At 61.3% G+C, this 26,967-nt stretch carries 22 protein-coding genes and 4 tRNA genes; 14 read left to right on the forward strand and 12 right to left on the reverse strand.

Translation table 11 applies throughout. From position 1 onward, the window contains the following. Positions 1–88: 88 nt before the first annotated feature. From lon to PverR02_RS20075, 8 genes are all read right to left on the reverse strand, one after another. Entirely contained in the window at positions 89–2,485 is a 2,397-nt protein-coding gene (gene lon, locus PverR02_RS20040; RefSeq protein WP_046382847.1) for an endopeptidase La, read from the reverse strand. 161 nt (positions 2,486–2,646) lie between these two features. Continuing rightward, complete coding sequence (clpX, locus tag PverR02_RS20045; protein ID WP_017848146.1) at positions 2,647–3,930, reverse strand: ATP-dependent Clp protease ATP-binding subunit ClpX; 1,284 nt, start codon at positions 3,928–3,930, stop codon at positions 2,647–2,649. A gap of 112 nt (positions 3,931–4,042) precedes the next feature. Then, positions 4,043–4,678 carry an ATP-dependent Clp endopeptidase proteolytic subunit ClpP gene (gene clpP / locus PverR02_RS20050; RefSeq protein WP_017848147.1) on the reverse strand — a complete coding sequence of 212 codons (636 nt, stop codon included), beginning with the start codon at positions 4,676–4,678 and terminating at the stop codon, positions 4,043–4,045. Between the two features lie 91 nt (positions 4,679–4,769). Then, entirely contained in the window at positions 4,770–6,080 is a 1,311-nt protein-coding gene (tig, locus tag PverR02_RS20055) for a trigger factor (RefSeq protein WP_079444233.1), read from the reverse strand. A 400-nt stretch (positions 6,081–6,480) separates the two neighbouring features. Continuing rightward, a tRNA-His gene (locus tag PverR02_RS20060) sits at positions 6,481–6,556 on the reverse strand. Positions 6,557–6,633: 77 nt separating this feature from the next. Continuing rightward, positions 6,634–6,718, reverse strand: a tRNA-Leu gene (locus PverR02_RS20065). A 57-nt stretch (positions 6,719–6,775) separates the two neighbouring features. Next, positions 6,776–6,851, reverse strand: a tRNA-His gene (locus PverR02_RS20070). Positions 6,852–6,883: 32 nt separating this feature from the next. Beyond that, positions 6,884–6,960, reverse strand: a tRNA-Arg gene (locus PverR02_RS20075). 275 nt (positions 6,961–7,235) lie between these two features. Between PverR02_RS20075 and folD the strand changes: the two genes are divergently transcribed. The 5 genes from folD (at position 7,236) to PverR02_RS20100 (ending at position 12,554) form a co-directional block, all read left to right on the forward strand. Next, positions 7,236–8,090: a bifunctional methylenetetrahydrofolate dehydrogenase/methenyltetrahydrofolate cyclohydrolase FolD gene (gene folD, locus PverR02_RS20080; protein ID WP_017848149.1), complete on the forward strand. Its 855-nt coding sequence runs from the start codon at positions 7,236–7,238 to the stop codon at positions 8,088–8,090. Positions 8,091–8,231: 141 nt separating this feature from the next. Beyond that, entirely contained in the window at positions 8,232–8,516 is a 285-nt protein-coding gene (locus PverR02_RS20085; protein WP_046382845.1) for a hypothetical protein, read from the forward strand. A 333-nt stretch (positions 8,517–8,849) separates the two neighbouring features. After that, complete coding sequence (pbpG, locus tag PverR02_RS20090; RefSeq protein ID WP_017848215.1) at positions 8,850–9,773, forward strand: D-alanyl-D-alanine endopeptidase; 924 nt, start codon at positions 8,850–8,852, stop codon at positions 9,771–9,773. A gap of 208 nt (positions 9,774–9,981) precedes the next feature. Further along, the gene (locus tag PverR02_RS20095) at positions 9,982–10,371 is read left to right on the forward strand and encodes a DUF2946 domain-containing protein (protein WP_079444234.1); all 390 of its coding nucleotides are present in this window, start codon (positions 9,982–9,984) and stop codon (positions 10,369–10,371) included. A gap of 95 nt (positions 10,372–10,466) precedes the next feature. Then, positions 10,467–12,554 (forward strand): TonB-dependent receptor, encoded by a 2,088-nt coding sequence (locus tag PverR02_RS20100; RefSeq protein WP_152032034.1) that lies wholly within the window; start codon positions 10,467–10,469, stop codon positions 12,552–12,554. Positions 12,555–12,584: 30 nt separating this feature from the next. Here PverR02_RS20100 and PverR02_RS20105 read toward each other — a convergent pair whose 3' ends face one another. Both PverR02_RS20105 and PverR02_RS20110 read right to left on the reverse strand, forming a co-directional pair. Then, on the reverse strand, positions 12,585–13,919 hold the full coding sequence (locus tag PverR02_RS20105) for a sensor histidine kinase (protein ID WP_046382841.1): 1,335 nt from the start codon (positions 13,917–13,919) through the stop codon (positions 12,585–12,587). Then, the gene (locus PverR02_RS20110) at positions 13,916–14,575 is read right to left on the reverse strand and encodes a response regulator transcription factor (protein ID WP_046485615.1); all 660 of its coding nucleotides are present in this window, start codon (positions 14,573–14,575) and stop codon (positions 13,916–13,918) included. The genes PverR02_RS20105 and PverR02_RS20110 overlap by 4 nt, the downstream gene beginning before the upstream one ends. Positions 14,576–14,706: 131 nt before the next feature. Here PverR02_RS20110 and PverR02_RS20115 point away from each other — a divergent pair, with 131 nt between their 5' ends. From PverR02_RS20115 to PverR02_RS20135, 5 genes are all read left to right on the forward strand, one after another. Continuing rightward, positions 14,707–15,030: a PepSY domain-containing protein gene (locus tag PverR02_RS20115; protein WP_017848220.1), complete on the forward strand. Its 324-nt coding sequence runs from the start codon at positions 14,707–14,709 to the stop codon at positions 15,028–15,030. An 82-nt stretch (positions 15,031–15,112) separates the two neighbouring features. Next, positions 15,113–15,583, forward strand: a complete 471-nt coding sequence (locus PverR02_RS20120; RefSeq protein WP_079444236.1) for a DUF2271 domain-containing protein — start codon at positions 15,113–15,115, stop codon at positions 15,581–15,583. A 25-nt stretch (positions 15,584–15,608) separates the two neighbouring features. Further along, positions 15,609–17,789, forward strand: a complete 2,181-nt coding sequence (locus tag PverR02_RS20125; protein ID WP_079444237.1) for a PepSY domain-containing protein — start codon at positions 15,609–15,611, stop codon at positions 17,787–17,789. After that, complete coding sequence (locus PverR02_RS20130) at positions 17,779–18,768, forward strand: FAD:protein FMN transferase (protein ID WP_079444238.1); 990 nt, start codon at positions 17,779–17,781, stop codon at positions 18,766–18,768. Before PverR02_RS20125 ends, PverR02_RS20130 begins: the two co-directional genes overlap by 11 nt. 13 nt (positions 18,769–18,781) lie before the next feature. Further along, on the forward strand, positions 18,782–19,483 hold the full coding sequence (locus PverR02_RS20135) for a VIT1/CCC1 transporter family protein (RefSeq protein ID WP_046382838.1): 702 nt from the start codon (positions 18,782–18,784) through the stop codon (positions 19,481–19,483). 43 nt (positions 19,484–19,526) lie between these two features. On the opposite strand, the gene PverR02_RS20140 is transcribed toward PverR02_RS20135, so the two are convergent. Beyond that, a complete protein-coding gene (locus PverR02_RS20140; protein WP_057004472.1) occupies positions 19,527–20,189 on the reverse strand; it encodes a C39 family peptidase in 663 nt (220 codons plus the stop codon). 211 nt (positions 20,190–20,400) lie between these two features. Between PverR02_RS20140 and PverR02_RS32310 the strand changes: the two genes are divergently transcribed. Continuing rightward, positions 20,401–20,562, forward strand: coding sequence for a hypothetical protein (locus tag PverR02_RS32310; protein ID WP_167331319.1), 162 nt, complete (start codon positions 20,401–20,403; stop codon positions 20,560–20,562). Here the strand turns inward: PverR02_RS32310 and PverR02_RS20145 are convergent. Next, positions 20,559–20,969 (reverse strand): PA0061/PA0062 family lipoprotein, encoded by a 411-nt coding sequence (locus PverR02_RS20145; RefSeq protein WP_017848227.1) that lies wholly within the window; start codon positions 20,967–20,969, stop codon positions 20,559–20,561. The genes PverR02_RS32310 and PverR02_RS20145 overlap by 4 nt on opposite strands. A gap of 209 nt (positions 20,970–21,178) precedes the next feature. Between PverR02_RS20145 and PverR02_RS20150 the strand changes: the two genes are divergently transcribed. From PverR02_RS20150 to PverR02_RS20160, 3 genes are read left to right on the forward strand one after another with little or no spacing between them, the layout of a single operon-like run. Beyond that, positions 21,179–24,400 (forward strand): efflux RND transporter permease subunit, encoded by a 3,222-nt coding sequence (locus PverR02_RS20150; RefSeq protein ID WP_079444239.1) that lies wholly within the window; start codon positions 21,179–21,181, stop codon positions 24,398–24,400. Continuing rightward, positions 24,390–25,559 carry an efflux RND transporter periplasmic adaptor subunit gene (locus tag PverR02_RS20155; RefSeq protein WP_079444240.1) on the forward strand — a complete coding sequence of 390 codons (1,170 nt, stop codon included), beginning with the start codon at positions 24,390–24,392 and terminating at the stop codon, positions 25,557–25,559. Before PverR02_RS20150 ends, PverR02_RS20155 begins: the two co-directional genes overlap by 11 nt. Next, a complete protein-coding gene (locus tag PverR02_RS20160; protein ID WP_079444241.1) occupies positions 25,543–26,961 on the forward strand; it encodes an efflux transporter outer membrane subunit in 1,419 nt (472 codons plus the stop codon). The genes PverR02_RS20155 and PverR02_RS20160 overlap by 17 nt, the downstream gene beginning before the upstream one ends. Positions 26,962–26,967: the final 6 nt, after the last annotated feature.

Here is a 26,967-nt window from a genome sequence, read left to right on the forward strand (position 1 = left end):
GAGTGCTGAATGGCCTACAGACACTTAAGAGCCGCTTTATAACAAGGGCTCTAAAAAGCTGTCAAGGAAGCCCCCAGGCTTTAACGCATTAATGCGTGCTAATTCTTTCCTTGGAATCAGACTCGCGCTTTTCGTCCTTCGCGACTATCTCCGGAGCCACATCCGGCAAGGGCTCCGGCGCGTATTGCAGCGCAATTTGCAGGACCTCGTCAATCCATTTAACCGGTTTAATCTGAAGATCTTGCTTGATATTGTCAGGAATTTCCTTCAAGTCGCGGACATTCTCTTCAGGAATGATCACGGTCTTGATTCCACCCCGGTGTGCGGCGAGCAATTTTTCTTTCAGACCACCGATGGCCAATACCTGGCCACGCAGGGTGATTTCCCCGGTCATGGCCACATCGGCGCGTACCGGAATGCCGGTCAGGGCCGATACCAAGGCCGTACACATGCCTACGCCAGCGCTAGGGCCGTCTTTCGGGGTCGCCCCCTCCGGCATGTGGATATGGACGTCGTGCTTCTCATGGAAGTCCAGGGGAATCCCCAGGCTCCGGGCGCGGCTGCGCACCACGGTCTGCGCGGCGGTGATGGATTCGACCATCACGTCACCCAGGGAACCGGTCTTGATCAATTGGCCCTTGCCCGGGATCACCGCGGCTTCGATGGTCAGCAATTCGCCACCCACCTGGGTCCACGCCAGGCCAGTCACCTGCCCTACCTGATCCTGCTGTTCCGCCAGCCCGTAGCTGAATTTACGCACGCCCAGATAGTGCTCCAGCACATCGGCGGTAATCTTCACCGAGAAGCGTTTTTCCAGCGCATGCTCCTTGACCGCCTTGCGGCAAATCTTCGCAATCTGGCGCTCAAGCCCCCGTACACCGGCCTCGCGGGTGTAGTAACGCACCATATCGCGGATCGACTCGACCTCGAATTCAATCTCGCCTTTTTTCAGGCCATTGGCCGAAATCTGCTTGGGCGCGAGGTATTTGACGGCGATGTTGATCTTCTCGTCTTCGGTGTAACCCGGCAGACGAATCACCTCCATCCGGTCCAGCAACGCTGGCGGAATGTTCATGGAGTTGGAGGTACACAGGAACATTACGTCGGACAGGTCGTAGTCGACTTCCAGGTAATGGTCGTTGAAATTGTGGTTCTGCTCCGGATCGAGCACTTCGAGCAAGGCCGATGCCGGATCGCCACGCATGTCGCTGCCCATTTTGTCGATTTCATCGAGCAGGAACAGCGGGTTGCGCACGCCGACCTTTGTCATCTTTTGAATCAATCTTCCTGGCATCGAACCGATATATGTGCGGCGATGACCACGGATTTCCGCTTCATCACGCACGCCGCCAAGGGCCATTCGCACGAATTTACGGTTGGTGGCATTGGCAATCGACTCGGCCAGGGAGGTTTTACCCACACCCGGCGGACCGACCAGGCACAACACCGGGCCACGAATTTTCTTCACGCGCTTTTGCACGGCAAGGTATTCGAGAATGCGTTCTTTGACTTCTTCGAGGCCGTAATGGTCGGCATCGAGGATATCTTCGGCGCGAGCCAGGTCCAGGCGCACCTTGGTCTGAGCCTTCCACGGCACCTGCACCAACCAATCGATGTAGGAACGAACCACGGTGGCTTCGGCCGACATCGGCGACATTTGCTTGAGCTTGTTCAGCTCGGCGTTGGCCTTGGTCAGGGCGTCTTTCGGCAGGCCGGCGGAATCGATGCGCTTTTTCAGCTCTTCGATTTCGTTGTGGCCTTCCTCGCTGTCGCCGAGTTCCTTCTGAATGGCCTTCATCTGCTCATTCAGGTAGTACTCGCGCTGGCTGCGCTCCATTTGTTTCTTCACGCGACCACGGATGCGCTTTTCAACCTGCAGCAGGTCGATTTCGGCATCGAGCAGCGCCAGGACGTGTTCGACACGGGCCGGCAGGTCGATGATTTCGAGGATGTCTTGCTTCTGCTCGATTTTCAGCGCCATGTGCGCGGCCATGGTGTCGACCAGGCGGCTAGGCTCATCAATGCTGTTGAGGGAAGACAGGACTTCAGCCGGGACTTTCTTGCCCAACTGCACATACTGCTCGAATTGCGAGAGCAGGCTGCGTACAAATACTTCGGACTCGCGCTCCGGGGCCTCGACTTCGTCGATCAGTGCCACTTCGGCGCGCAGGTGGCCGTCCACTTCCATGAAGCGCTCGACCGCACCGCGCTGCTCACCTTCCACCAACACCTTGACAGTGCCGTCGGGCAGCTTGAGCAATTGCAGGACAGTCGCAACGGTACCGACGCGATACAGGGCATCTTCGCCTGGATCATCATCAGCAGGATTTCTCTGGGCCAACAGCAGGATCTGCTTGTCGCCCGTCATCGCGGCCTCGAGGGCTTCGATAGACTTCTCGCGCCCCACGAACAGCGGGATAACCATGTGCGGATAGACGACGACATCACGCAACGGCAGGAGAGGCAATTCGATGGTTGTCTTCATGATTTCGCCTCTATGACAGTTGAAAAGTAAGCATGAAACCAAGATGGGGGCTGCCGGCAAAAAAAACAAGCTCAATGCCAGCAGTTAAATGCAGGAAAAACACGCCCTTAAAACAAAAGGGGCCCCTAAAGGCCCCTTGTTGTTATGCAGCAGCCGGACGCTTACGCGTCTGGCGCAGCCTTGGCAGCCGGCTCACTGTTTTCATAGATATACAGTGGCTTGGACTTGCCTTCGATAACGCTTTCGTCGATCACCACTTTGCTCACCTCGGACTGCGAGGGGATTTCGTACATGGTGTCGAGCAATACGCCTTCGAGGATCGAACGCAGGCCACGCGCACCGGTTTTGCGCTCCAGTGCCCGCTTGGCCACTGATTTGAGTGCGTCGGTACGGAACTCGAGGTCTACGCCTTCCATTTCGAACAGCTTGGCATATTGTTTGGTCAGGGCGTTTTTCGGCTCGGTGAGGATCTGAATCAGAGCAGCCTCATCCAGCTCGTCCAACGTCGCCAGGACCGGCAGACGACCAACGAATTCCGGGATCAGACCAAACTTGACCAGATCGTCAGGTTCGACTTCACGCAGGGACTCGCCCACCTTCTTGCCTTCTTCCTTGCTGCGCACTTCCGCACTGAAGCCGATGCCGCCACGGGTGGAACGGTTTTGAATAACCTTTTCCAGACCGGAGAACGCACCGCCGCAGATGAACAGGATATTGCGCGTATCAACCTGAAGGAATTCCTGCTGCGGGTGCTTGCGGCCGCCTTGTGGCGGTACGGAAGCAACCGTGCCTTCGATCAGTTTCAACAAGGCTTGCTGCACGCCTTCACCGGAAACATCCCGAGTGATCGACGGGTTGTCGGACTTGCGCGAAATCTTATCGATTTCGTCGATGTAGACGATACCCATCTGGGCCTTCTCTACGTCGTAGTCGCACTTTTGCAGCAACTTCTGAATGATGTTCTCGACGTCCTCACCCACGTAGCCAGCCTCGGTGAGGGTGGTGGCGTCGGCGATGGTGAACGGAACGTTCAGCAGGCGAGCGAGGGTTTCCGCAAGCAGGGTTTTACCCGAGCCTGTAGGACCGATCAGCAAGATGTTGCTCTTGCCGAGCTCGACTTCGTCGTTTTTCTTGTCACGCTGGTTCAAACGCTTGTAGTGGTTGTACACCGCTACGGCCAGAACCTTTTTTGCACGCTCTTGACCAATCACGTACTGATCAAGGATGCCGCTGATTTCTTTAGGCGAAGGCAATTTATGCGCGCTGCTTTCGGCCTGGGCTTCCTGCACCTCCTCACGGATGATGTCATTGCACAGGTCGACGCACTCGTCGCAGATAAAGACCGAGGGGCCGGCAATCAATTTGCGTACTTCATGCTGGCTTTTGCCACAGAAGGAGCAATAGAGCAGCTTGCCGTTGTCCTCGCCGTTGCGGGTGTCAGTCATTCGTTCGATCCAAATCCGATAGGCTTGCAACACAAGATGAAGGCTTATGCGGGCTTTTTCAAGCCCGCAGGTGATCGGACTTGCCGACCTGGCCTATTTTGAGCTGCTTATATTAAGCGGGGCGCTTGTCAATCACTGCGTCGATCAACCCGTAATCACGCGCGGCTTCGGCGCTCATGAAATTGTCACGGTTGGTATCACGCTCGATTTCTTCCAAGGTGTGCCCGCTGTGCTTGGCCATCAGCGTGTTAAGACGCTCACGAATAAAGAGGATTTCCTTGGCATGGATTTCGATGTCCGATGCCTGGCCCTGGAAACCGCCCAGTGGCTGGTGAATCATCACGCGCGAGTTCGGCAGGCAGTAACGCTTGCCTTCGGCACCTGCGGTCAGCAGGAAAGCGCCCATGCTGCAGGCTTGGCCAATGCAGGTGGTCGACACGTTTGGCTTGATGAACTGCATGGTGTCGTAGATCGACATGCCCGCGGTCACCGAACCGCCCGGCGAGTTAATGTAAAGATGGATGTCCTTGTCCGGGTTTTCCGCTTCAAGGAACAGCAGTTGCGCACAAATCAGGTTGGCCATGTAGTCCTCTACCGGCCCCACCAAAAAGATCACTCGCTCCTTGAGCAGGCGCGAGTAGATGTCGTAGGCGCGTTCGCCACGAGCGGACTGCTCGACAACCATCGGGACCAGGCCGCCTGCGGCCTGGATATCAGAGTTCTGCTGAATATAGGAATTACGGAACATGCTCTGCAGTTACTCCCAAATAGTCATGTCTTGAAAACGCATAAGCCAGCGCGAGGCTGGCTTATGGTTGTATTTCAAACGAGTTGGACAATCAGTCGGCTTGTGCTGCTTCCGCCGGCTTGACTGCTTCTTCGTAAGAGACCGCTTTATCGGTCACCTTAGCCTTCTGCAGAACAGTATCCACAACTTGTTCTTCCAGCACAACCGAACGTACTTCGTTCAGTTGCTGGTCGTTCTTGTAGTACCAAGCCACAACCTGCTCAGGCTCCTGGTAGGCCGAAGCCATTTCCTGGATCATTTCACGAACGCGGTCTTCGTCAGGCTTGAGGTCGAACTGCTTGACCACTTCAGCCACGATCAGGCCCAGCACGACGCGGCGCTTGGCTTGCTCTTCGAACAGCTCGGCCGGCAGTTGGTCAGGTTTGATGTTGCCACCAAACTGCTGAACGGCTTGTACGCGCAGGCGATCCACTTCGTTGGACAGCAAAGCCTTAGGCACTTCGATCGGGTTGGCGGTCAGCAGACCGTCCATGACCTGGTTCTTGACCTTGGACTTGATGGCCTGACGCAGCTCGCGCTGCATGTTCTTGCGAACTTCGGTGCGGAAGCCGTCGATGCCGGTTTCCTTGATGCCGAATTGAGCGAAGAACTCTTCGTTCAGCTCTGGCAGCTTAGGCTCGGACACGCTGTTGACCGTCACGGTGAACTCGGCGGCTTTGCCGGCCAGGTCCAGGTTCTGGTAGTCAGCCGGGAAAGTCAGGTTCAGAACGCGCTCTTCGCCGGCTTTTGCGCCAACCAGGCCGTCTTCGAAACCCGGGATCATGCGGTTGGAACCCAGCACCAGCTGAGTACCCATGGCGGAGCCGCCAGCGAATGCTTCGCCGTCAACCTTGCCCACGAAATCGATGTTCAGCTGGTCTTCGTTCTGGGCAGCACGTTCGGCCACTTCGAAACGGGTGTTCTGCTTGCGCAGGATTTCCAGCATGTTGTCCAGGTCGGCATCAGCCACTTCGGCGCTCAGGCGCTCGATCGCGATACCGTCGAAGCCGGCAACTTCGAACTCTGGGAACACTTCGAATACAGCAACGTATTCCAGGTCCTTGCCCGCTTCCAGGGACTTAGGCTCGATCGAAGGCGAACCAGCCGGGTTCAGCTTTTGCTCGACAACCGCTTCGTAGAACGACGCCTGGATCACGTCGCCTACCGCTTCCTGACGCGCATCAGCACCAAAACGGCGCTTGATTTCGCTCATTGGCACTTTGCCTGGACGGAAGCCAGCGATCTTGGCCTTTTGGGCAGTCTGCTGCAGACGCTTGTTGACCGCAGTCTCGATGCGCTCTGCCGGCACGGTGATGCTCAGGCGGCGCTCGAGAGCAGTAGTATTTTCAACAGAAACTTGCATGGATATTCCTCGTTGCACAGACGTTAGCCGGCCGTTTCCGACCCCAGAATCAAGGGCATGCATTCTAGTGGGTCAAACTCAAGAAGTCACCCTACTGGAAACGGGTAAAAAAACAGCAGGCAATTTATCGGTACGAAGACACTGTTGCGCTTCGCCCCGGTGACAAATACAGCCAATCGCGCCAGGGCTCTGCGCCGACCCTTCTATATATAGAAGAAGTCGCCAATCATCTCCCTGACGGCCGCCCCTGCGAACAGGACCGGCAGGCAGCGCGGCATCATCGAGACACATAAATACGACGAAACGCCCTGCCTTGCGACCCAGAACCTGCAGCCGCGGAATACTCGAACCACTAAAACAAAAAAGGCGCCAGACTGTTAAATCTGGCGCCTTTCGAATATGGGGTGGACGAAGGGGATCGAACCCTCGACAACGGGAGTCACAATCCCGTGCTCTACCAACTGAGCTACGCCCACCATATTGCGTTAACAAAGAAACCAAACCACTTCTTTGTCGAGCCTGACCCCGCCTTCCGGCCGGGCAAAGCTTTAATTGGTGCGGATGAAGAGACTCGAACTCTTACGCCTCGCGGCGCTGGAACCTAAATCCAGTGTGTCTACCAATTCCACCACATCCGCGCTTGAAGCTCTTAAAGCAAAGGCGCCAGATGATTAATCTGGCGCCTTTTCAAAATATGGGGTGGACGAAGGGGATCGAACCCTCGACAACGGGAGTCACAATCCCGTGCTCTACCAACTGAGCTACGCCCACCATCTAACGCTACTTGTGCCAAAGCTGCCTAATGGCGCACCCGGCAGGACTCGAACCTGCGACCATCCGCTTAGAAGGCGGATGCTCTATCCAGCTGAGCTACGGGCGCCTGATTAATCTGTACTCTTGGAGGATTACAAACTAAGTGCTTCCAGCCTTGCAGAACAACAATCCTGCTAGACCTTCTTAACCAGTGCTAGGCTGTGCCCGACAAGTGCGACGAATAGTATAGACGCGCCGGAAAGCCGTCAAATCTTTTTTGAAAAAAATTCATTTTATTTAAGGGGTTAGGCCAATTTGCAGACCAAGCGCCTTTGCCCCCACGTCTTGGCATGCGAGAATGCGCGCACTTTTCTTCCCCCTCTCGATGGTTAATCACGCGTAATGACTGCACAACTTATCGACGGCAAATCAATCGCCGCCAGCCTGCGCCAGCAGATCGCCAAACGCGTCACCGAGCGTAGCCAGCAAGGCTTGCGCACGCCTGGCCTCGCGGTGATCCTGGTCGGCAGCGATCCTGCGTCTCAGGTTTATGTCTCGCACAAGCGTAAAGACTGTGAAGAGGTCGGCTTTATTTCCAAGGCCTACGACCTGCCTTCCGAGACCACCCAGCAGGCCCTTACCGACCTGATCGACGGCCTCAACGATGACCCGAACATCGACGGCATTCTGGTGCAACTGCCATTGCCCGCGCACCTGGACGCCTCCCAGTTGCTCGAACGCATCCGCCCGGACAAAGACGTCGACGGTTTCCACCCGTATAACGTCGGCCGCCTGGCCCAGCGCATCCCGCTGCTGCGCCCATGCACGCCCAAAGGCATCATGACCCTGCTCGAAAGCACCGGCGTCAACCTTTACGGCCTCGACGCCGTGATCGTCGGCGCCTCCAATATCGTCGGGCGCCCGATGGCCATGGAACTGCTGCTCGCCGGCTGCACCGTGACCGTGACCCACCGCTTCACCAAGGACCTCGCCGGTCACGTCGGCCGCGCCGACCTGGTGGTAGTGGCTGCCGGCAAGCCGGGCCTGGTCAAAGGTGAGTGGATCAAGGAAGGCGCGATCGTCATCGACGTCGGCATCAACCGTCAGGCAGACGGCAAGCTGGTCGGCGACGTGGTGTACGAAACCGCCCTGCCCCGTGCCGGCTGGATCACCCCGGTACCGGGTGGCGTTGGCCCGATGACCCGTGCGTGCCTGCTGGAAAACACGCTGTATGCAGCAGAAACCCTGCACGGCTGATCGACAGCCGCGCTGAAAAGAGCCCTGCCTTGTCGCAGGGCTTTTGGTTTCTGATGAACCTCACGCTCTGCTATTGTGCATCCGCGGCTGACATCTTCGGCACCCGCCAGATGCCGCAGGAACCCCAGGAGTGCTTTAGCCATGCGCAACCTACATGCCGCCCCTCTGCTGATCCTCATCGCGGTATTGATCCCCGCTTGCACCACCCAACTGACTGAAGCGGGCAAACAGGTCAACCTCGTCACGGCCTCATCCGCCCACGCTTGCCACGTCGTCAAAGCCTTCACGGTGCAGGGCTCATCCAACGGCGACGCGCTGAACACCGCATTCAATAAAGCCGCCGAGGCTGGCGCTGACAGCCTGAGCATCGTCAATGTGGGGGACGCTGGCAAAATGCAGGTAGCCGCCTTGAACTGCCGACGCTGACGGGCTTGCCCAATAGAACATGCACCCGAACATCCGGCTCGTTCACCCAGGCGCAGCACCCGGTTTCGCGTTTCTTCGACATCCTTTTCACCCGCCATCGACAGGATCGGGCGCAACCTACCTCTACTCCTTTGAAAATCCCCATTAGACCCGCCCTCATAGCGGGCCTTTTTTTGCCCGCGATGGGCTACAAGCCTAACCAATCATCGCCTTACAGCCTTTATTTAAAGGCTCTCTATCGTTTTCTGATCCATACTCCTAAAATGTAACGTCATTTTTCATAAAGCCCGTTGCAGAACGGTATTTCTTACTTTTTTTAGCGAGTTCATCCGCGTGAAAATTCGTCTCTCTCTCGTCAGCCTTTTATTTGCTTTCACCGGCACCTTTGCGCACGCCGCCGAAACCACCCTGGCCCCGCGTGACACCTCAAAACTGCAAATCGCTTCCGGCAGCGCCATGCTGGTCGATCTGCAAACCAACAAAGTCATCTATTCCAGCAACCCGGACGTGGTGGTGCCGATCGCTTCCGTAAGCAAGCTCATGACCGGCCTGATCGTGCTCGAAGCCAAGCAGAACATGGACGAATACATCGACATCAACATCACCGACACGCCGGAAATGAAAGGCGTGTTCTCCCGCGTGAAAATCGGCAGCCAGATGCCGCGCAAAGAGATGTTGCTGATCGCCCTGATGTCCTCGGAAAACCGCGCCGCCGCGAGCCTGGCTCACCACTACCCGGGCGGTTACGCAGCCTTCATTGCGGCGATGAACGCCAAGGCCAAGGCGCTGGGCATGACCAGCACCCATTACGTCGAGCCTACCGGCCTGTCCATCCATAACGTGTCGACCGCCAGGGACCTGAGCAAGCTGCTGGCCTACGCGCGCAAATTCCCGATGCTGAGCCAATTGAGCACCACCAAGGAAAAAACCGTGGCGTTCCGCAAGCCCAACTACACCTTGGGTTTCTCCAACACCGACCACCTGATCAACCGCGCCAACTGGGACATCAAGCTGACCAAGACCGGCTTCACCAACCAGGCCGGCCACTGCCTGGTGCTGGTGACCAGCATGGGTAACCGCCCGGTGTCGCTGGTGATCCTCGACGCCTTCGGCAAGTTCACCCACTTCGCCGACGCCAGCCGTATCCGCAACTGGGTCGAGACCGGCAAGAGCGGTTCGGTGCCGGACGTTGCGTTGCGCTACAAGGCCGACAAGAACCTGAAAAACCGCCCGAACGCGACAGAGGTTCGTCGCTGAACGACGCCCCCCAAAACGCCCGCCTGACCAATGCCCCGACATGCTCGGGGCATTTTTTTCGGCATAAGCCTCGCAAAAACAGGCCGTTGCATCGCTAACCGGGGTTGCGGTTCACGCCCACGATCTGCGGCAAAATAGCGCACAGACAGGCTTTTACTTTGCGCCTGAACTGCCGCTAAATGTTCACCCCTTTCAGTCGACTTCGTTCATGGCTCGTTTCAAACGCATCAGTCCCTGGCTAGCCTGCCTGGCCATCGTGCTGAACATGCTGGCCATGCCGCTCAGCCGCGCCATGCAGACGCCGGACATGGGACTGTTGATGTGGGGCGGATTCTGCTCGGGGGGCGCCTCGCAAGCGCTGCCTCCCAACTTGAGCACGCTGATCGACCCGCTCCAGTCGGCGCCGTCGAAATCCGCCATGAAACACAGCGATTGCTGCTGCGGTCATGCCGGACTGGCGGCGCTGCCGTCCGACTACTACAGGCATTTCCTACCGCGATACGCCCCCGACACCACCCTCGACAACCCCGAGTTGCCGACGCTGCACCCCAGAATCCGCTGGCCGAGCCTGAGCCCGCGCGCCTCCCCTACCGTTTGATCGACACCCGCGCCGCCCCATAGGCGGCGCAATCTGCTTGTCAGCCGCCCGCCTGGGCGTCCTCGAAGTGTCTTGATCATCAGGAATGGTGCGTTATGCCTGCTCGAATGACTTTGCCTCGCGCAAAGCGTGTCTCTGTGTCCCGCCCGCTATGGCCCTTGCTGTCCATCGGCCTGTTCGCCCTCAACCCGCTGTCCTCGGCACTGGCCGAAACCGGTAAAACCGAAGACTCCACCCTCACCCTCGGCACCGTCACGGTCCAGGGCGCCAGCGCCAGCAGCGGCCCGCTGAGCACCAGCAGCGTGCTCAGCTCGGTGGACATTCTCGGCGCCGACATCCTCGAAAAAATGCCGGTCAACTACAGCTGGGAACTGTTCAGTCGCGCGCCAGGTGTGATCCTCACCGAGTTCAACCAAGGCACCACCTCCGGCAAGATTTCCTTTCGCGGCTTCAACGGCGAAGGCGAAGTCAACGCAGTGAAGTTGCTGATCGACGGCATCCCGAGCAACAGCAACGACGGCAACATGCCGTTCATGGACATGATTTTCCCCATGGAGCTGGACAGCATCGAAGTGGTGCGCGGCACCAGCGATGCGCGCTACGGCCTGAACAACATCGCCGGCAACGTCAATATGCTGACCCGCACCGGCGGCGACTACACCAAGGCGCGGGTGCGCTACGGCAGTTACAACACCCAGGAAACCCAGCTGGCCAAAGGCATCGAAGGCAGCAACTGGACGCAGAACTACTTCTTCGCCTACCAGAAATCCGACGGTTACCGCGATCACGCCGAGGCGGACAGGTTTTCCATGTCCGGCAAATGGTTCTACACCCCGGACGACAACAGCTACCGCATCGGCCTGATCGCCCGTCACTACGAAACCGAGGCGCAGGAACCCGGCTACTTGAGTGAAGAGGACGCCCACCAGCACCCGACCATGACCAACAGCTACAACGCCACCGACAAAGGCACGCGGCGGATGAACCAGGTCAGCCTGCACTTCGACACCGACCTGGCCGAAACGCTGGCCTGGTCGGCAAAAACCTACGTCAACACCTTCGACGACCGGCGCTGGACGCAATACTGGCGCACCAGCGCCCAGCAGGAGCGCGACGCCTACGAAACCCAGTATGGCGCCCTCACCTCCCTGACCTGGCGCCCGCAAGTCAGCTGGCTGTACGACTTCGCCCTGGAAGGCGGCGCGGACATGCAGCAGCAGCAGAACAAGAGCGAGCGCTACCGCACCAAGGACCGCCTGCGCCTGGCCCAAACCCGCGACCAGCGATTCGACTTCGACACCTACGGCGCCTATGTCCAGGCCGAGATCAAGCCGTTCGAGTCGCTGAAAATCGTCCCGGCGTATCGCGTCGATAAGATCCAGGGCGACTTCACCAACGAAATGACCGGCATGGACTACGACATCAACGACTATGGGCTGATCAAACAACCCAAGCTCAGCGTGGTGTATTCACCGTGGGACGTGGCCAGCGTCTATGCCAACTGGGGGCGGACCTTCCAGGTCGGCACCGGCGCGGCGGCCTATAAGATTCCACCGCGGGATACCAACCTGGCGCCATCGATCAACGACGGCTGGGAAACCGGGGTCAAGTTCACCCCGGCGGACTGGATCGACGGCCGCATCGCCTATTGGCAGCAAGAAGCCAGCGGCGAAGTCAGTCGCCGGCTCAACGACCCGAGCGGCGAGTCGGACAACGTCGGCGAAACCCGGCGCTGGGGTTACGACGCGCAAGTCAATCTGCACCCGGACGAACGCACCGAAATCTGGATGGCCTACTCCTGGCAGTACTCGAAAATCCTCCAGCCCAGCGCGACTTTGCCCAACAGCAAAGGCCAGGAAATCGACCACATCCCGCATCACCTGTACAACGCCGGCGTCAGCTACAAGGCCACGCGGGCCCTGCAGTTGACGGCGTGGATGAACGGCCAGACGAATTACTACCTGGAACGCGAGAACACCAAGGGCACTTACGGCGGCTACGTCTTGATGAACCTCGGCGCGACTTACCAGGTGACCGAATCGGTCAGTGTCGACCTGCAGTTGAAAAACCTCACCAACCGCTACTACGAATACGTCTGGTATGACCCGGACGGCGCCCAGGCCTCGCTGCACTCACCCGGCGACGGGCGCGCGCTGTACACAGGCGTCACCGTCGACTTCTGATCGGCAGCGCCGCCGGGGCGCGATGAACGTTCAGGCCGGCAAGCGCAAAAACTGAACGTTCACTTCAAACCCGTCGTCCCGGCCTGTGGCCGGCGACGCCAGGGTCATGTGCGCCTTGACCCCATGGACGATGGTCTTGGCAATCGCCAGGCCCAATCCGCTGCCGCTGGCTTCGCTGCTGCCGCGCACGAAGCGTTCGGTCAGGCGCTGCAACACCGGCGCCGGCACGGCCGGTCCGCCGTTGACCACCCGCAGCAACGCATCGTCCGTGAGGCTGACGTCGACCGGTTGATCCGCCGCGCCGTACTTCAACGCATTCTCGATCAAGTTGCGCAGCAGGATGCCGAACGCGTCCGGGTCAATCGCGCAATACACGCTGCCCTCGCTCGGCAGTTGCAAGCGGATGCGCTGCCCGCTGCTGCGGTTCCACTCATCGACCCCATGGGCCAGTAAGGGAATCAGGTCCTGGGGCGCCTCGGACAACAACCCGCCGCCCTCGGCCTTGGCCAACTGCATGAGTTTTTCCGAAAGCCGCGCCAGTTCGCGCAAGGCGTGTTCGATCTTCGCCGCACGCACGCGCAACGGGCCTTCCGGCGCTTCCTGGCGCAAACGCTGGATCTGCGCCAGCGTCGCCGCCAATGGCGTGCGCAACTCGTGGGCGCTGTTGGCGGTGAAGCTGCGCTCGGCCTCCAAGGCCTTGCGCAAGCGCTCCAGCAGGTGGTTGACCGCGTCGGCCAACGGGTCGATTTCAGCCGGCAGCCGCGCCACGCTGATCGGCGACAAATCCCCCACACCACGCGCTTCCACCGCACGGCGATAAGCCAATACGCTGCGCAGGCTGAAGCGCACAAACAACCATGTGCCCAACAGGCTGATGGGGATCAGCGCCAATAACGGCATCAACAGGGCCAACAAGGCTTCCCGCGCCGCCTCACGGCGATGCCCCAGCGGCTCGGCGATCTCAATGAACAGCGTATCGCGCAGCGCACTCGCGCCGTACAGCCGGTATTTTCGGGTGGTGGAAAACCCTTCGCTCGGGTGTTCGCTGAAGATCTTCGGGTTGGCGTCATGGGACTGCATCAGAATCTGGCCCTGGGCATCGCGCACCAGGTACGTCAGGTATTCCTTGTGCATCTTCAGGGTGGCGACGTGCTGGGCGGTGCGCGGTTCTTCGCGGTTGCTGATTTCCAGCACGGCCAGGGGCAGGATGCGTTGCGCGGTCTCTTCCAGGGCGCTGTCGAACGCCTCGTTCAATTCGTGTTGCACCACCAGCCAGGCGCCGACGGTCGCCCCCAGCCAGAGCAAGGTCATGCCCAGGGTCAACCCGAGGCCGAGGCGTTTTTGCAGGCTGATCGGCGACTTCATCCGGCCATCAACCGATAACCCATGCCACGCACGGTTTCCAGCAGGTCGCGCCCGAGTTTTTTGCGCAGGCGGCTGATATAGACCTCGATGGTGTTGCTCTCGATTTCCGCACCGAAGGCGTACAAGCGCTCTTCGAGCTGCGACTTCGACAGCAACGCCGTGGGGCGCTGCACAAACGCCTCGAACAGCGCCCATTCACGCGCCGTCAGGTCGACGGTGACGCCGGCACGCTGCACGGTGCGCGCGTTCATATCGATCTGCAACTCGCCGAGTTTGATCTGCGGGTTGGGGTTGCCGCTGTAACGGCGGGCCACGGCGGCTACCCGGGCCGACAGCTCGAACAGGTCGAACGGTTTGACCAGGTAATCGTCGGCCCCGGCGTTGAGGCCGGCGATACGATCGGATATCTGGTCCTGGGCGGTGAGGATGATCACCGGGGTCACATTGCCGGCCGAACGCTGCTGGCGCAGAAAGTCCAGCCCGCGACCGTCGGGCAGCATCAGGTCCAGCAGGATCAGGTCATACGGCGTGCTGCGCACGCTGTTGTTCGCATGCTCCAGGCGCTGCACCCAATCGACCGCATGGCCGTCGTCGGCAATCTGTTCGCGCACCGCCTCGCCCAGCCCGGGTGCATCCTCGACCAATAAAACCCGCATCTGGCACCTCCTGTGGTGGTTGTCGTGCCGCACCTTACCGAGCTTACCTGACGTGAATCTGAAGATTCAGCTGGTTGTCAGGAATGCCCTTTAGGGTAAGCCGCAAATGCCAATCCGGCCGGAGACAGATCATGAAATCAGCTTTTATTGTCAGCACCGCATTGCTGGGCGTCCTGCTCGGCGCAAACGCCTTGGCCGACGACGACTGCAGCGAGCCGGTCAGCGACTGGCAACCACGCGAAACCCTGCGCCAGCAAGTGGAACAGCAATACGGCTGGAGCGTGCAACGCATCAAGGTCGACGACGGCTGCTATGAACTCAGGGGCACCGACCGCAAAGGTAATGCGATCGAAGCCAGCTACGCACCCGCCTCGCTTCGTCTGCGCAAACTGGAAATCCATTTTGGCGCCAACGGCGACGCCCGGGATTACCTCAACCGCCCTGGATCGGAATGATCAGCGGTTTTTCCACGGCTTTCAGGTTGCTGTCAGCCAGCAGGTCCAGGCTCTCGCCACAACGTTCAACCAGGACATCATCATGAAAAAGATCATTGCTGCAACCTGCCTCGCCGGCGCCATTGCCCTGCCAGGTCTGGCCCAGGCCCGCGAAGTGACCCTGACCACCCAACTCAAGGACTACAGCGGCAACGGCGCGTACCTGGCGATCTATGTCACCGACGCCAACGGCCAGTACCAGAAAACCCTCTGGGTCGCCGGCAAAAAGACCAAGTACTACCGGCACCTGAGCGACTGGGCGCGTGGCAGCGCCATGAAGCCGAGCGAGTTTGACGGCCTCAGCGGCGCCAGTGTCGGCAGCGGCCGCAGCCTCACCGTCAGCGTGGAACTGGCCGACACCTTGATCGACGCCGGGTATCAGATCCGTATCGACAGCGCCGTGGAAGACAAGCGCGACAGCCGCGCCGACGTCAGTGTCCCGCTGACATCGGCCGGGTCGGGCAAGCCGGTCAGCGGCAGCACTTATGTCGAGTCCTTTACCTACGACCTGTAACACCTGCGACTTCTGGAGGCTGAACATGCTTCGCCAGTTCCATTCACTGCCCGGTCTGATCGCCGCCCTGTTGGTCATGATATTGGCCATCAGCGGCGCAGTGCTGTCCGTCAATCCGGCTTTGGAACGCCTGCACGGCACGTCAACCGCGGCCGGGCAGCTCAATGTCGGCCAGTTGGCGGGACGCATCGCCAACCACTTTCCGGGGGTGGAGCAGATCCAGCGCAGCGCCTCCGGAACAGTGATCATCTACTACAACCAGGACGGCCAGGCGGGTGCGCAAACCGTCGATCCATTGACCGGCCAGGGCCTCGGGCCCTATGAGCCGTCCGCCGTTTCGCGCTGGGTAAAAGACCTGCACCGCTCGCTGTTCATGGGTACCACCGGGCATGGGATCGCGGGCGTCGGCGCACTCTTCATGTTGATGCTTTGCGTGTCCGGCGCGCTGTTGCTGGCGCGCCGCCTGGGTGGCCTGCGCAACCTGTTGCGGCCGCTGCGCGGCTCGTTCAGCCAGCGCTGGCACGCCGAAGTCGGGCGCCTGGCCGTGCTCGGGCTGCTGCTGTCGGCCTTGACTGGGCTGTACATGTGCACCACGACCTTCGGTTTGATCGCCGACGGCAGTCAGGCTGAGCCGGCCTTCCCCGCGCATATCAGCGTCGGCGCGGCGCAGCCGGTGGCCAACCTGCAAGCCTTGCAGGCCATCGATCTGAACGACCTGCGCGAACTGGTTTACCCGAGCCCCGGTAACCCCGAGGACGTGTTTTCCCTGCGCACCGCCCAGGGTGACGGCTACGTGGACCCGGTCAGCGGCACGCTGTTGTCGTATCAGGCCCACGATTCAATGCACAACCTGTATCAACTGATCTATCAATTGCACACCGGCGAAGGCCTCTGGTGGCTGGGCTTGATCCTCGGGGTTAGCGCCCTCAGCGTGCCGTTGATGAGCGTGACCGGCATCCTGCTGTGGTGGCGCCGCCGCAAGGCCGCGCCGAAGATTCGCCATAACAGCCCGGCCCACGCCGCCGACAGCGTGATTCTGGTGGGCAGTGAAACCAACAGCACCTGGGGTTTTGCCAATACCTTGCACGCGGCGTTGCACCAGGCCGGGCACCGGGTTCACAGCGCCGCGATGAACGATTGGAAGGGCGAGTACCGCGCTGCCCAGCGCCTGTTCATCCTCACCGCCACCCACGGCGACGGCGATGCACCGGCGTCGGCCGCGCAGTTCCTGGCACGGCTGCAGCAAGTGGGCCTCAAACCCGGCCTGCCCTTTGCGGTACTCGGGTTTGGCGACCGGCAGTTTCCGCGATTCTGTCAGTACGCCCATCAGGTGCAGGACGCGATGGTACAAGCCGGCGGCACGCCATTGCTGGGGCTGGAAACCGTGAACCGTCAATCCTCGCAGGAATTTGCGCGCTGGGGCGATGCGTTGGCGGCGCCACTGGGCCACGAGCTGCCGCTGATCCACACGGCGCAGCGCCCGCGCAGCCGTCGTCTGGAATTGACCGAACGCATCGTCTATGGCGAAGCCGTGAACGCACCGACCCACGTCCTGCGTTTCAAGGCCGCGGGCGCGCTACCGAGCTTCCAGGCCGGCGATCTGGTCGGCATTTTGCCGCCGGACAACCCGGTGCCGCGCTTTTACTCGCTGGCCAGTTCCTCTGAAGACGGCACGCTGGAAATCTGCGTGCGCAAACACGAAGGTGGCCTATGCTCGGGGTTCCTGCATGAGCTGAAGATCGGCGGGTCGGTCGAAGCGTTCATCCAGCCCAATCCGCAATTTCGTCCGGCGTCGGGCGCGCACCCGGTGATTCTGATCGGTGCCGGCACCGGTATCGGGCCCCTGGCCGGTTTTATTCGTCATAACACCGCCAAACACCCGATGCACCTGTATTGGGGCGGACGCAACCCGGCTTCGGATTTTCTCTATGAACCGGAGCTCAAGCGTTACCTGGCCGACCGCCGCCTGACCGCATTGCGCGCGGCGTTCTCCCAGGTTCAGGAGCGCAGCTATGTGCAAGACCGGTTGCTCGGCGATGCCCTGGCGTTGCGCGCCCTGATCGAAAACGGCGCCCAAGTGCTGGTGTGCGGCAGCCGCGAAATGGCCAAAGGCGTGATGCAAGCGCTGGATAACGTGTTAGCCCCGCTCCACCTGAGTGTGCTGGCCCTGAAAGCACAAGGACGCTACCGTGAAGATGTCTACTGAGCCCCAACGCTACAGCCTGAACGGCGAGACCATGGGCACGCGCTATACCGCCGTGTTCTATGCCGAGGCCGGCGTCGACACCGACGCGATCAACCGCGGCCTGGCCCAGGCCGTGGGCCGGGTGGACCAGCAGATGTCCACCTGGAAGGCCGATTCCGACCTCAACCGCCTCAACGCCGGCCCCGAGCAAACATGGTTGCCGGTGCCCCAGGAACTGGCCACGGTGTTGGCCGCCGCGTTGCGGGTCAGCCAGCAATCCGGCGGGGCTTTCGACATCGCCGTCGGTGATCTGGTGGACGCCTGGGGCTTCGGTCCCGGCGCACCCTCAGTCACCGAACAGACCATCGACGCCCTGCCGTCACGCAGCGGTCTGTCGGCCACTGCGGCGTTGACGGTGGACACGCAACGTCACCAAGTGCGCAAACGCGCGCCGCTGCACCTCAACCTCAACGGGATCGCCAAAGGCTTTGGCGTCGACGAACTGGCGCGCTGCCTGGACGGCTTCGGGCTGACCCGCTACCTGGTCGGCATCGATGGCGAAATGCGTGCCCGCGGCGTCAAGCCGGATGCTCAACCGTGGGTCGTGGCCATTGAAAAACCAAGCCGTGGCCAGCGTGAAGTGATGGGGGTCATGGAACTCAGCGACGCCGCCATCGCCACCTCCGGCGACTACCGACACTGGATTGACGTGAAAGACCGACACTATGCTCACACCATGAACCCGGCCACCGGCGCCCCGCTGTGCAATACCGTCGCCGCCGTTACGGTGGTGGCCGCCTCGTGCATGCTCGCCGATGCCTGGGCCACGGCGTTGATGGTGCTGGGCAAAATCGAAGGCCCACGCTTGGCGCAGGCACGCGGGATGGACGCACTGTTCGTGCTGCGCGAGGGTGAACAACTCAAAGAAATATCGATTGTCGGCGGTATTCTGCAGGCGCAGATTGAAAGCCGTCCGCCCCAACCCCGTCCACGAACGTGAGTCCCGCACACCGATGAAATTCATGCACCGGCACACCGAATCCCACCGCAGCGACCGTATCGGCTGGCTGCGCGCCGCGGTCCTGGGCGCCAATGACGGCATCGTCTCCACCGCCAGCCTGTTGATCGGTGTCGCCGCCGCCAACGCCAGCCACGCCTCGCTGATCGTCACCGGCATGGCCGGGCTGGTGGCGGGGGCGATGTCGATGGCGGCCGGCGAATACGTTTCGGTGCATTCCCAGGCCGATACCGAGCACGCCGATCTGGCCCGAGAGCGAGCGGAACTGGCGAGTAACCCGAAAGCCGAACACCGCGAACTTGCCAACATCTACATGCAGCGTGGCGTATCACCCGAATTGGCTCATCAGGTCGCCGACCAATTGATGGCGCACGACGCCTTGGGGGCTCACGCCCGGGACGAGCTGGGCATCAGCGAAGCCCTCACCGCCAAACCGCTGCAAGCGGCGCTGGCCTCGGCGGCGAGTTTCGTGGTCGGTGCCGCGTTGCCGCTGGCGGTGACGCTCATCGCGCCAGAGCACAGCGTGGTGCCGTGGATCTGCGGCATGTCCCTGCTGTTTCTTGCCAGCCTTGGCGCCGTGGCGGCCAGGGCCGGCGGGGCGAAAGTCTTCGTCGGCGCCTGGCGCGTAACCCTGTGGGGCGTGCTGGCCATGGGCATTACGGCCAGCGTCGGGGCGTTGTTCGGCGCTGTGGTGTAGCGCGAAAACACACCGCGCCCCAACGTGGCGGGCGCGGTGTGTCTTACTTTCTTTCGGCCAATACCTTGAGTGCCTGCGCCGCAGCCTGCTCTTGCCCGGCCTGGGCGGTAGCATTGGCCGCTTCGCGCCAGCGCTGCGTATCCACATTGGCCGGCAACTGGCTCGGGCGCTGGGTGAGGATTGCCCAGTGACCGGCGCTGCTCCACTTCGACTCAAAGTCACTGAAGCTCATCAACAGCCGCCGATCCATGCCTGAGCGCAGCAGCACCGTGCTTTTCTGCTGGTTGAAACCCACCACGACCACGTAGTGCGTGCTGGACAACAGGCCGCCGCCGATCCGCGCCATCACCGGGTAACCCGCGCTCACCTGCGCCAGCACCGAGGTGAGCTTGGCGTCGAGCGGATACACCATCAACCCGTATTCACGGGCCAGCACCTGCATGTTGCGCTCCAGGTTCGCTTCGCCGCCCGGCAAGTGCAGCGGCTTATCCAGCAAGCCCGGTGTCATGACAATGCCTTGTTGCGACAGCATGCTGGCTAACGCCGTGGGACCGCTTTGATAAGCGTCGCTGCGAAACGTCGGCACGCCATTGAGCTCGACACGCTCCGGCAGGCCCGGCAGTTTCGACGGCTGCCCGGAACAGGCCGCGAGCCCCAGGGTGCAGGCCAGCAGCAAGGACGTTGTAACGTTGGACCGTAACCGCAATTTTCTACCCTCTTGATCAACTGCCGGTAAGGGCCCTGATCATAGGACGCTCTTCCGCTCGGGTATAGCCTTGAACCGCAGTAAAACGCCCGGGATAGAGCAAAGAAGTTGGATCGACACGACCATTGGTCAATAGCAGGCAACCGTCGTCTGACTAGACTGTCCATTGAGAAGACTGTGTGTGCGCCCTGCTGGGCGAAAGGAGGCCAGAATGAGCCTTGCAACGACGATTGTCCTGTTGATCTGCGGTTGGCTCGCGGTGGCCGCCGCCATGTTGTGGGGGGTGTTGCGCATTACCCGTCGGCACCATCACCCCCACGTCAAACCGGCTGCATCCGCCAAGCCGCACAAGACGGCGGTGCATCACGCCTAGCCAGGCATGCAATTGAAGTCCTGCGTTGCCGCGACTTCCTTACCGTGACCATCCAAGAGCGATGCGCGCACGGTGGTGCCCAGGCTGGATTCGATCAGGGTGTAGTGCTCACCCGCCTTGAAGTCTTTGTACTCCACGCGGCCCTGGCAGTCCTGCTGGTTTTCGTCGCCCGGCTCTTCCTCGAACAACGTCACATCCAAACGATGGGCTCCCGGCGGCACTTCGAAAAAGCGCCCGTCATCCACGCGTTTGCCGTCGACGCGCTCGGCCATCAGGTCATTCGGCGCTTCTTCTTTCAATCCGATCCAGGCTTCGCTGGGGTCGGCTTTGGGCATCGGGCCGGCGCAGGCCGACAGTAACAACACAGCGCTCAAGGCGGGAATCAGCAATAAAGGTTTGAGTGACATGGCAGAACTCCAAAGAATTTCAGTTAAAAGACGCATCGCATCCGATGGGTCACAAGCTTGGAGAGCCGCCCTTTGTAGAACAAATGAATACACATGAAACGATCTTCAGCCCATACCTAAATCTTCCTTCACCTGGCTGAAAGGTGCGTGTTAGGTGGGTCGGGCAAGACTGCCGGGGTTTGCAATCCTGCTCCCTCGGAGGTTCACGCATGCTCGGGCTGGTAAAGACCGCACTGCAAAAGCCGTACACGTTTATCGTGTTGGCCATATTCATCTGCATCATCGGGCCGATGGCGGCCCTGCGAACCCCCACTGATGTATTCCCCGATATCGGCATCCCCGTCGTTGCAGTGGTCTGGCAGTACAACGGCCTGTCGCCGGACGCCATGGCCGGGCGGGTGATCTACACCTACGAACGCTCCCTGAGCACCACCGTCAACGACATCGAACACATCGAATCGCAATCCCTGCCGGGCATGGGCATCGTCAAGATCTTCTTCCAGCCCGGCGTCGACATCCGCACCGCCAACGCCCAGGTGACAGCGGTGTCACAAACCGTGCTCAAGCAAATGCCCCCCGGCATCACGCCGCCGCTGATCCTCAATTACAGCGCATCGACGGTGCCGATCCTGCAAATGGCGTTCTCCAGCCCGACACTGTCGGAAGCCAAGATCCGCGACCTGGTGCAGAACAATATCCGCCTGCCCCTCAGCGCCCTGCCCGGCCTGGCCATGCCCACGCCCATGGGTGGCAAGCAGCGGCAGATCACCCTCGACCTCGACCCGCAGGCGCTGGCCGCCAAAGGCTTGTCGGCGCAGGACGTGGGCAATGCCCTGGCGTTGCAAAACCAGATCATCCCGGTGGGCACCGCCAAGCTCGGCCCCAACGAATACACGATCCTGCTCAACAACAGCCCCAAGGCCATCGATGAACTCAACGACCTGCCGATCAAGACCGTCGACGGTGCGCTGATCACCATCGGCCAGGTGGCCCACGTGCGTGACGGTTCGCCACCGCAGACCAACATCGTGCGCGTCGACGGCCATCGCGCGGTGCTGATGCCAGCGTTGAAAAACGGCAGCATCTCCACCCTGTCGATCATCGACGGCATCCGCCAGATGCTGCCGCGCATCAACGAAACCCTGCCGCCGTCGCTGAAGACCTCATTGCTCGGCGATGCGTCGGTGTTCGTCAAACAATCGGTGGGCAGCGTGGCCCAGGAAGGCATCATCGCCGCGCTGCTGACCAGCGCGATGATCCTGCTGTTCCTCGGCAGCTGGCGCTCGACGCTGATCATCGCCGCCTCGATCCCCCTGGCGGTGCTGTCGGCCATCGCGCTGCTGGCGGTCAGCGGGCAAACCCTCAACGTGATGACCCTCGGCGGGCTGGCGTTGGCGGTGGGGATTCTGGTGGACGACGCCACGGTGACCATCGAAAACATCAACTGGCACCTGGAACAGGGCAAGACGGTGAAGGCTGCGATCCTCGACGGCGCGGCGCAGATCGTCGGCCCGGCGTTCGTCTCGCTGCTGTGCATCTGCATCGTGTTCGTGCCGATGTTCTTGCTGCAAGGCATCGCCGGGTACCTGTTCCGGCCGATGGCCCTGGCGGTGATCTTCGCCATGGCCAGCTCGTTCATCCTCTCGCGCACCCTGGTGCCGACATTGGCGATGTACCTGCTCAAGCCGCACACGCCGGAACCGGGCACCGGCCACCACCCGGAAGATGCGTTCATCAACCACCACGAAGGCGAGCAGCACACCAAACCACGCAACGCGGCGCTGCAGTCGGTGCTGAATTTCCAACAGGGTTTCGAGCGGCACTTCTCGAACATCCGCGACACCTACCATGGCCTGCTGACGTTGGCCCTGGGCAATCGCAAGCGCTTCATCGTCGGCTTTTTGGCCTGTGTGCTCGCCTCGTTTTTGCTGCTGCCCAGCCTGGGCCAGGATTTCTTCCCGGCCACCGACGCCGGGGCACTGGCGCTGCATGTGCGTTTGCCGCTGGGTACGCGGATCGAGGAAAGCGCTGCGGCGTTCGACCGGATCGAGGCGCGGATACGCGAAGTGATCCCAGCCGACGAACTCGACACCATCGTCGACAATATCGGCATTCCGCTGAGCGGCATCGACATGGCCTACAGCAGCAGCGGCACCATCGGCCCGCAGGACGGCGATATCCAGGTCAGCCTGAAACAACACCACGCGCCCACCGCCGACTACGTGAAAAAACTGCGTGAGGCGTTGCCGCAAAGTTTCCCTGGCAGCCACTTTGCGTTCCTGCCGGCGGACATCAGCAGCCAGATCCTCAACTTCGGCGCGCCGGCGCCGCTGGACGTGAAAATCTCCGGGCGCAGCGATGCCGAAAACCGCGCCTACGCCGTGGAACTGGAACGCCGTCTGCAACACGTACCGGGCATCGCCGACCTGCGCATCCAGCAGTCCACCGGCTACCCGTCGCTGCAAGTGAATGTCGACCGCCTGCGCGCCAACGGCCTGGGCATCACCGAGCGCGATGTGACCAACAGCATGGTCGCGTCGCTGGCCGGCAGCTCGCAAACCGCACCTACCTTCTGGCTCAACCCGGCCAACGGCGTGTCCTATTCCATCGTCGCCGCCACCCCGCAATACCGCCTCGACAGCCTGCCGGCGCTGGAAGCGCTGCCGGTGACCGGTGCCGATGGTCAATCGCAAATCCTCGGCGGTGTGGCCAGCATCTCCCGCGTGCAAAGCCCGGCGGTGGTGACCCACTACAACATCGAGCCGACCCTGGACCTCTACGCCAACGTGCAAGGCCGCGACCTCGGTGGCGTGGCCCGCGACGTGCAAAAAGTGCTGGACGACACCGCGTCCATGCGTCCCAAAGGCGCGACGATCAGCCTGCACGGGCAGATCGATGCGCTGCATGAAGCCTTCAGCGGTTTGAGCGTCGGCCTGCTCGGCGCGGTGGTGCTGATCTACCTGCTGATCGTGGTCAACTTCCAGTCGTGGGTCGACCCGTTCGTGATCATCACCGCGCTGCCGGCGGCATTGGCGGGGATCGTGTGGATGCTGTTCCTCAGCGGCACGTCGTTGTCGGTGCCGGCGTTGACCGGGGCCATCCTGTGCATGGGCGTGGCCACCGCCAACTCGATCCTGGTGGTGAGCTTCTGCCGGGAACGCCTGGCCGAACATGGCGATGCGCTCAAGGCCGCACTGGAAGCCGGCTACACGCGCTTTCGTCCGGTGTGCATGACCGCCCTGGCGATGATCATCGGCATGCTGCCGCTGGCCTTGTCCGAGGAGCAGAACGCGCCGCTCGGCCGCGCCGTGATCGGTGGTCTGATCCTCGCCACCACCGCCACCCTGTTATTTGTTCCCGTGGTCTTCAGCCTGGTCCACGGTCGTCAGCCTACTCGCGCAACTGTTGGAGAAACGCCCCATGTCGTCTGATCACAAACCCTCGCGCAAGCGTCTGATGCTCATGGGTGTCGGCGGCCTGACCCTGGCCGCCCTGCTGGTCGCCAACGGCCTGTACGCCCGCACAATGCACGAGCGCTCCGTCACCGCCTGGACCGAAACCGCCGCCGTGCCGCAGGTGATGGTGTTCCAGCCGCAGCAGAACGTAGCCGGTGACACCCTGCGCCTGCCCGCTCACCTTGAAGCCTGGAGCAAGGCGCCGATCCATGCGCGGGTCAGCGGCTACTTGAAGGACTGGAAAGTCGACATCGGCAGCCAGGTCAAAGCCGGGCAAATCCTCGCCGAAATCGACAGCCCCGATCTCGATCAACAACTGGCGCAGACCCATGCGCGCCTGGTGCAGCAACAGGCCAATGCGCGGCTGGCCGCCACCACCGCGACGCGTTGGCAGAACCTGCTGACCAGCCATTCGGTGTCGCGCCAGGAGGCCGATGAAAAAACCTCCAACGCCGCAGCGGCCAAAGCCAACGCCGAAGCCGCCGCTGCCGATTACGCACGCTTGTCGGCGCTGGAAAGCTACAAGACTATCCGCGCGCCGTTCGCTGGCACCATCACTGCGCGCAACACCGACATCGGCCAGTTGATCAAGGCCGACACCGACAGCGACCCGGAGCTGTTCAACATCGCCGACACCCACCAGTTGCGCCTCTACGTGCCGGTGCCGCAGAACTACGCGGCCGTCATCCACCCCGGGCTTGAAGCCGAGCTGAGTGTTCCCGAGCACCCCGGCGAACACTTCAAGGCGCACCTGATCGGCGACTCCACCGCCATCGACCGCCGCTCCGGCACCCTGCTCGCGCAGTTTGTCGCCGACAACCCCAACGGCGAGTTGCTGCCGGGCGATTACGCCGAAGCCACCCTGCCGATTCCGGCAGACACCCATGGCGTGAGCATCCCGGCCAGCGCGCTGATCTTCCGTGCCCAAGGCACCCAGGTCGCGGTGCTGGATGCGCAAAACCACATACACCTGCAGGCCATCCATATCGGCCTGGACCTGGGCGAACGTCTGGTGATCGACCAGGGCCTGAAACCCGCCGACCGCGTGGTCGACAACCCGCCCGACGCCCTGCGCGAAGGCGACCCCGTGCAACTGGCCGACGCCTCCGGAGGTGCCCATGCGCCCAAGGCTTAAACCGCTTGCCGCGGTGATGCTGCTGGCGTTGCAAGGTTGCTCGCTGGCACCGACCTACAACGTGCCGGCGATCGACCTGCCGGCCAACTATCGCGAACAGACCAGCGATGGCCCCTGGCACAGCGCGCAGCCGTCCGACCAACTGGCGCCGCAGTGGTGGACGCTCTACCGCGAACCGCGCCTGGATCAGTTGCAACAGCAATTGCTCAAGGCCAACCCGGACCTGGCGGCAGCGCTGGCGCACTTCGATGCATCCCAGGCGTATGCCAGCCAATTGCATGCCGGGCTGTTCCCGCAGATCACCGCCAGCGCACAACCGCTGCGTCAGCGCCAATCCGACTCGCGTCCGCTGCGCAGTACCACGCAGCCGTCGGTTTACAACAGCAACACGGCGGGGTTTTCGTTGAGCTACGACTTGGACCTGTGGGGCAAAATCCGCAACCAGGTGGCGGCGGGTGATGCGCAGGCGCAAGCGTCGGGCGACGATCTGGCAGTGGCGCGCCTGAGCTTGCAGCATCAGTTGGCGACCTTGTACGTGCAGCTCAATGGGTTGGATGCGCAAAGTCGGATTCTCAACAGCTCGCTGGAGGATTTCAGCCAGGCCCTGCAACTGACCCGCAGCCGCTATGAGGGCCAGATTGCTTCGGAACTGGACCTGACCCGCGCGCAAAACCAGCTCGCCCAAGCCAAGGCGCAACTGGATGAAGTACGCGGGCAACGCAACCTCACCGAGCATGCCATCGGTGAACTGGTTGGCGTGGCGGCCAGCGACTTCACACTGCCGGCGAGCCAACAACTGATCGCCCTGCCGGGGATTCCGTCGCAACTGCCGAGCCACCTGCTGCAACGTCGCCCGGACATTGCGGCGGCAGAGCGCCGAGTGTTTGCGGCCAACGCAAATATCGGCGTGGCCAAGGCCGCGTGGTACCCGGATTTCAGTCTGACCGGGCTGATTGGCGGGCAGACCCAAGGCGTGGGGAATTTACTGTCGGCGGGCAATCGGTATTGGGCGCTGGGGCCGCTGATGAACTTGCCGATCTTCGATGGCGGTCGCTTGAGCGCCAACGAACGCCAGGCCAAGGCCGAGTTCGAACAAGCCTCGGCACAGTACCGCAGCCAGGTACTGAAAGCCGTGCGCGAGGTCGAAGACAACCTGGCACAGCTAAGGGATTTGCAGCAGGAGGCGCAGGATGAACAAGCCGCGGCAGATGCGGCGCAGCATACGCAAACGTTGGCGATGAACAGCTACCAGGCCGGCGCGGTGAGCTATCTGGATGTAGTGACCGCGCAGACAGCGGCGTTACAGGCACAGCGGACCTTGCAGGCGGTGCAGACACGGCAGTTGCAGGCGAGTGTGGGGCTGGTCACCGCGCTGGGCGGCGGCTGGCAACCTGGCGCCTGACGCTTT

Origin of the sequence: Pseudomonas veronii (genome assembly GCF_002028325.1) — a bacterium.
GTDB classification, from domain to species: domain Bacteria; phylum Pseudomonadota; class Gammaproteobacteria; order Pseudomonadales; family Pseudomonadaceae; genus Aquipseudomonas; species Aquipseudomonas veronii.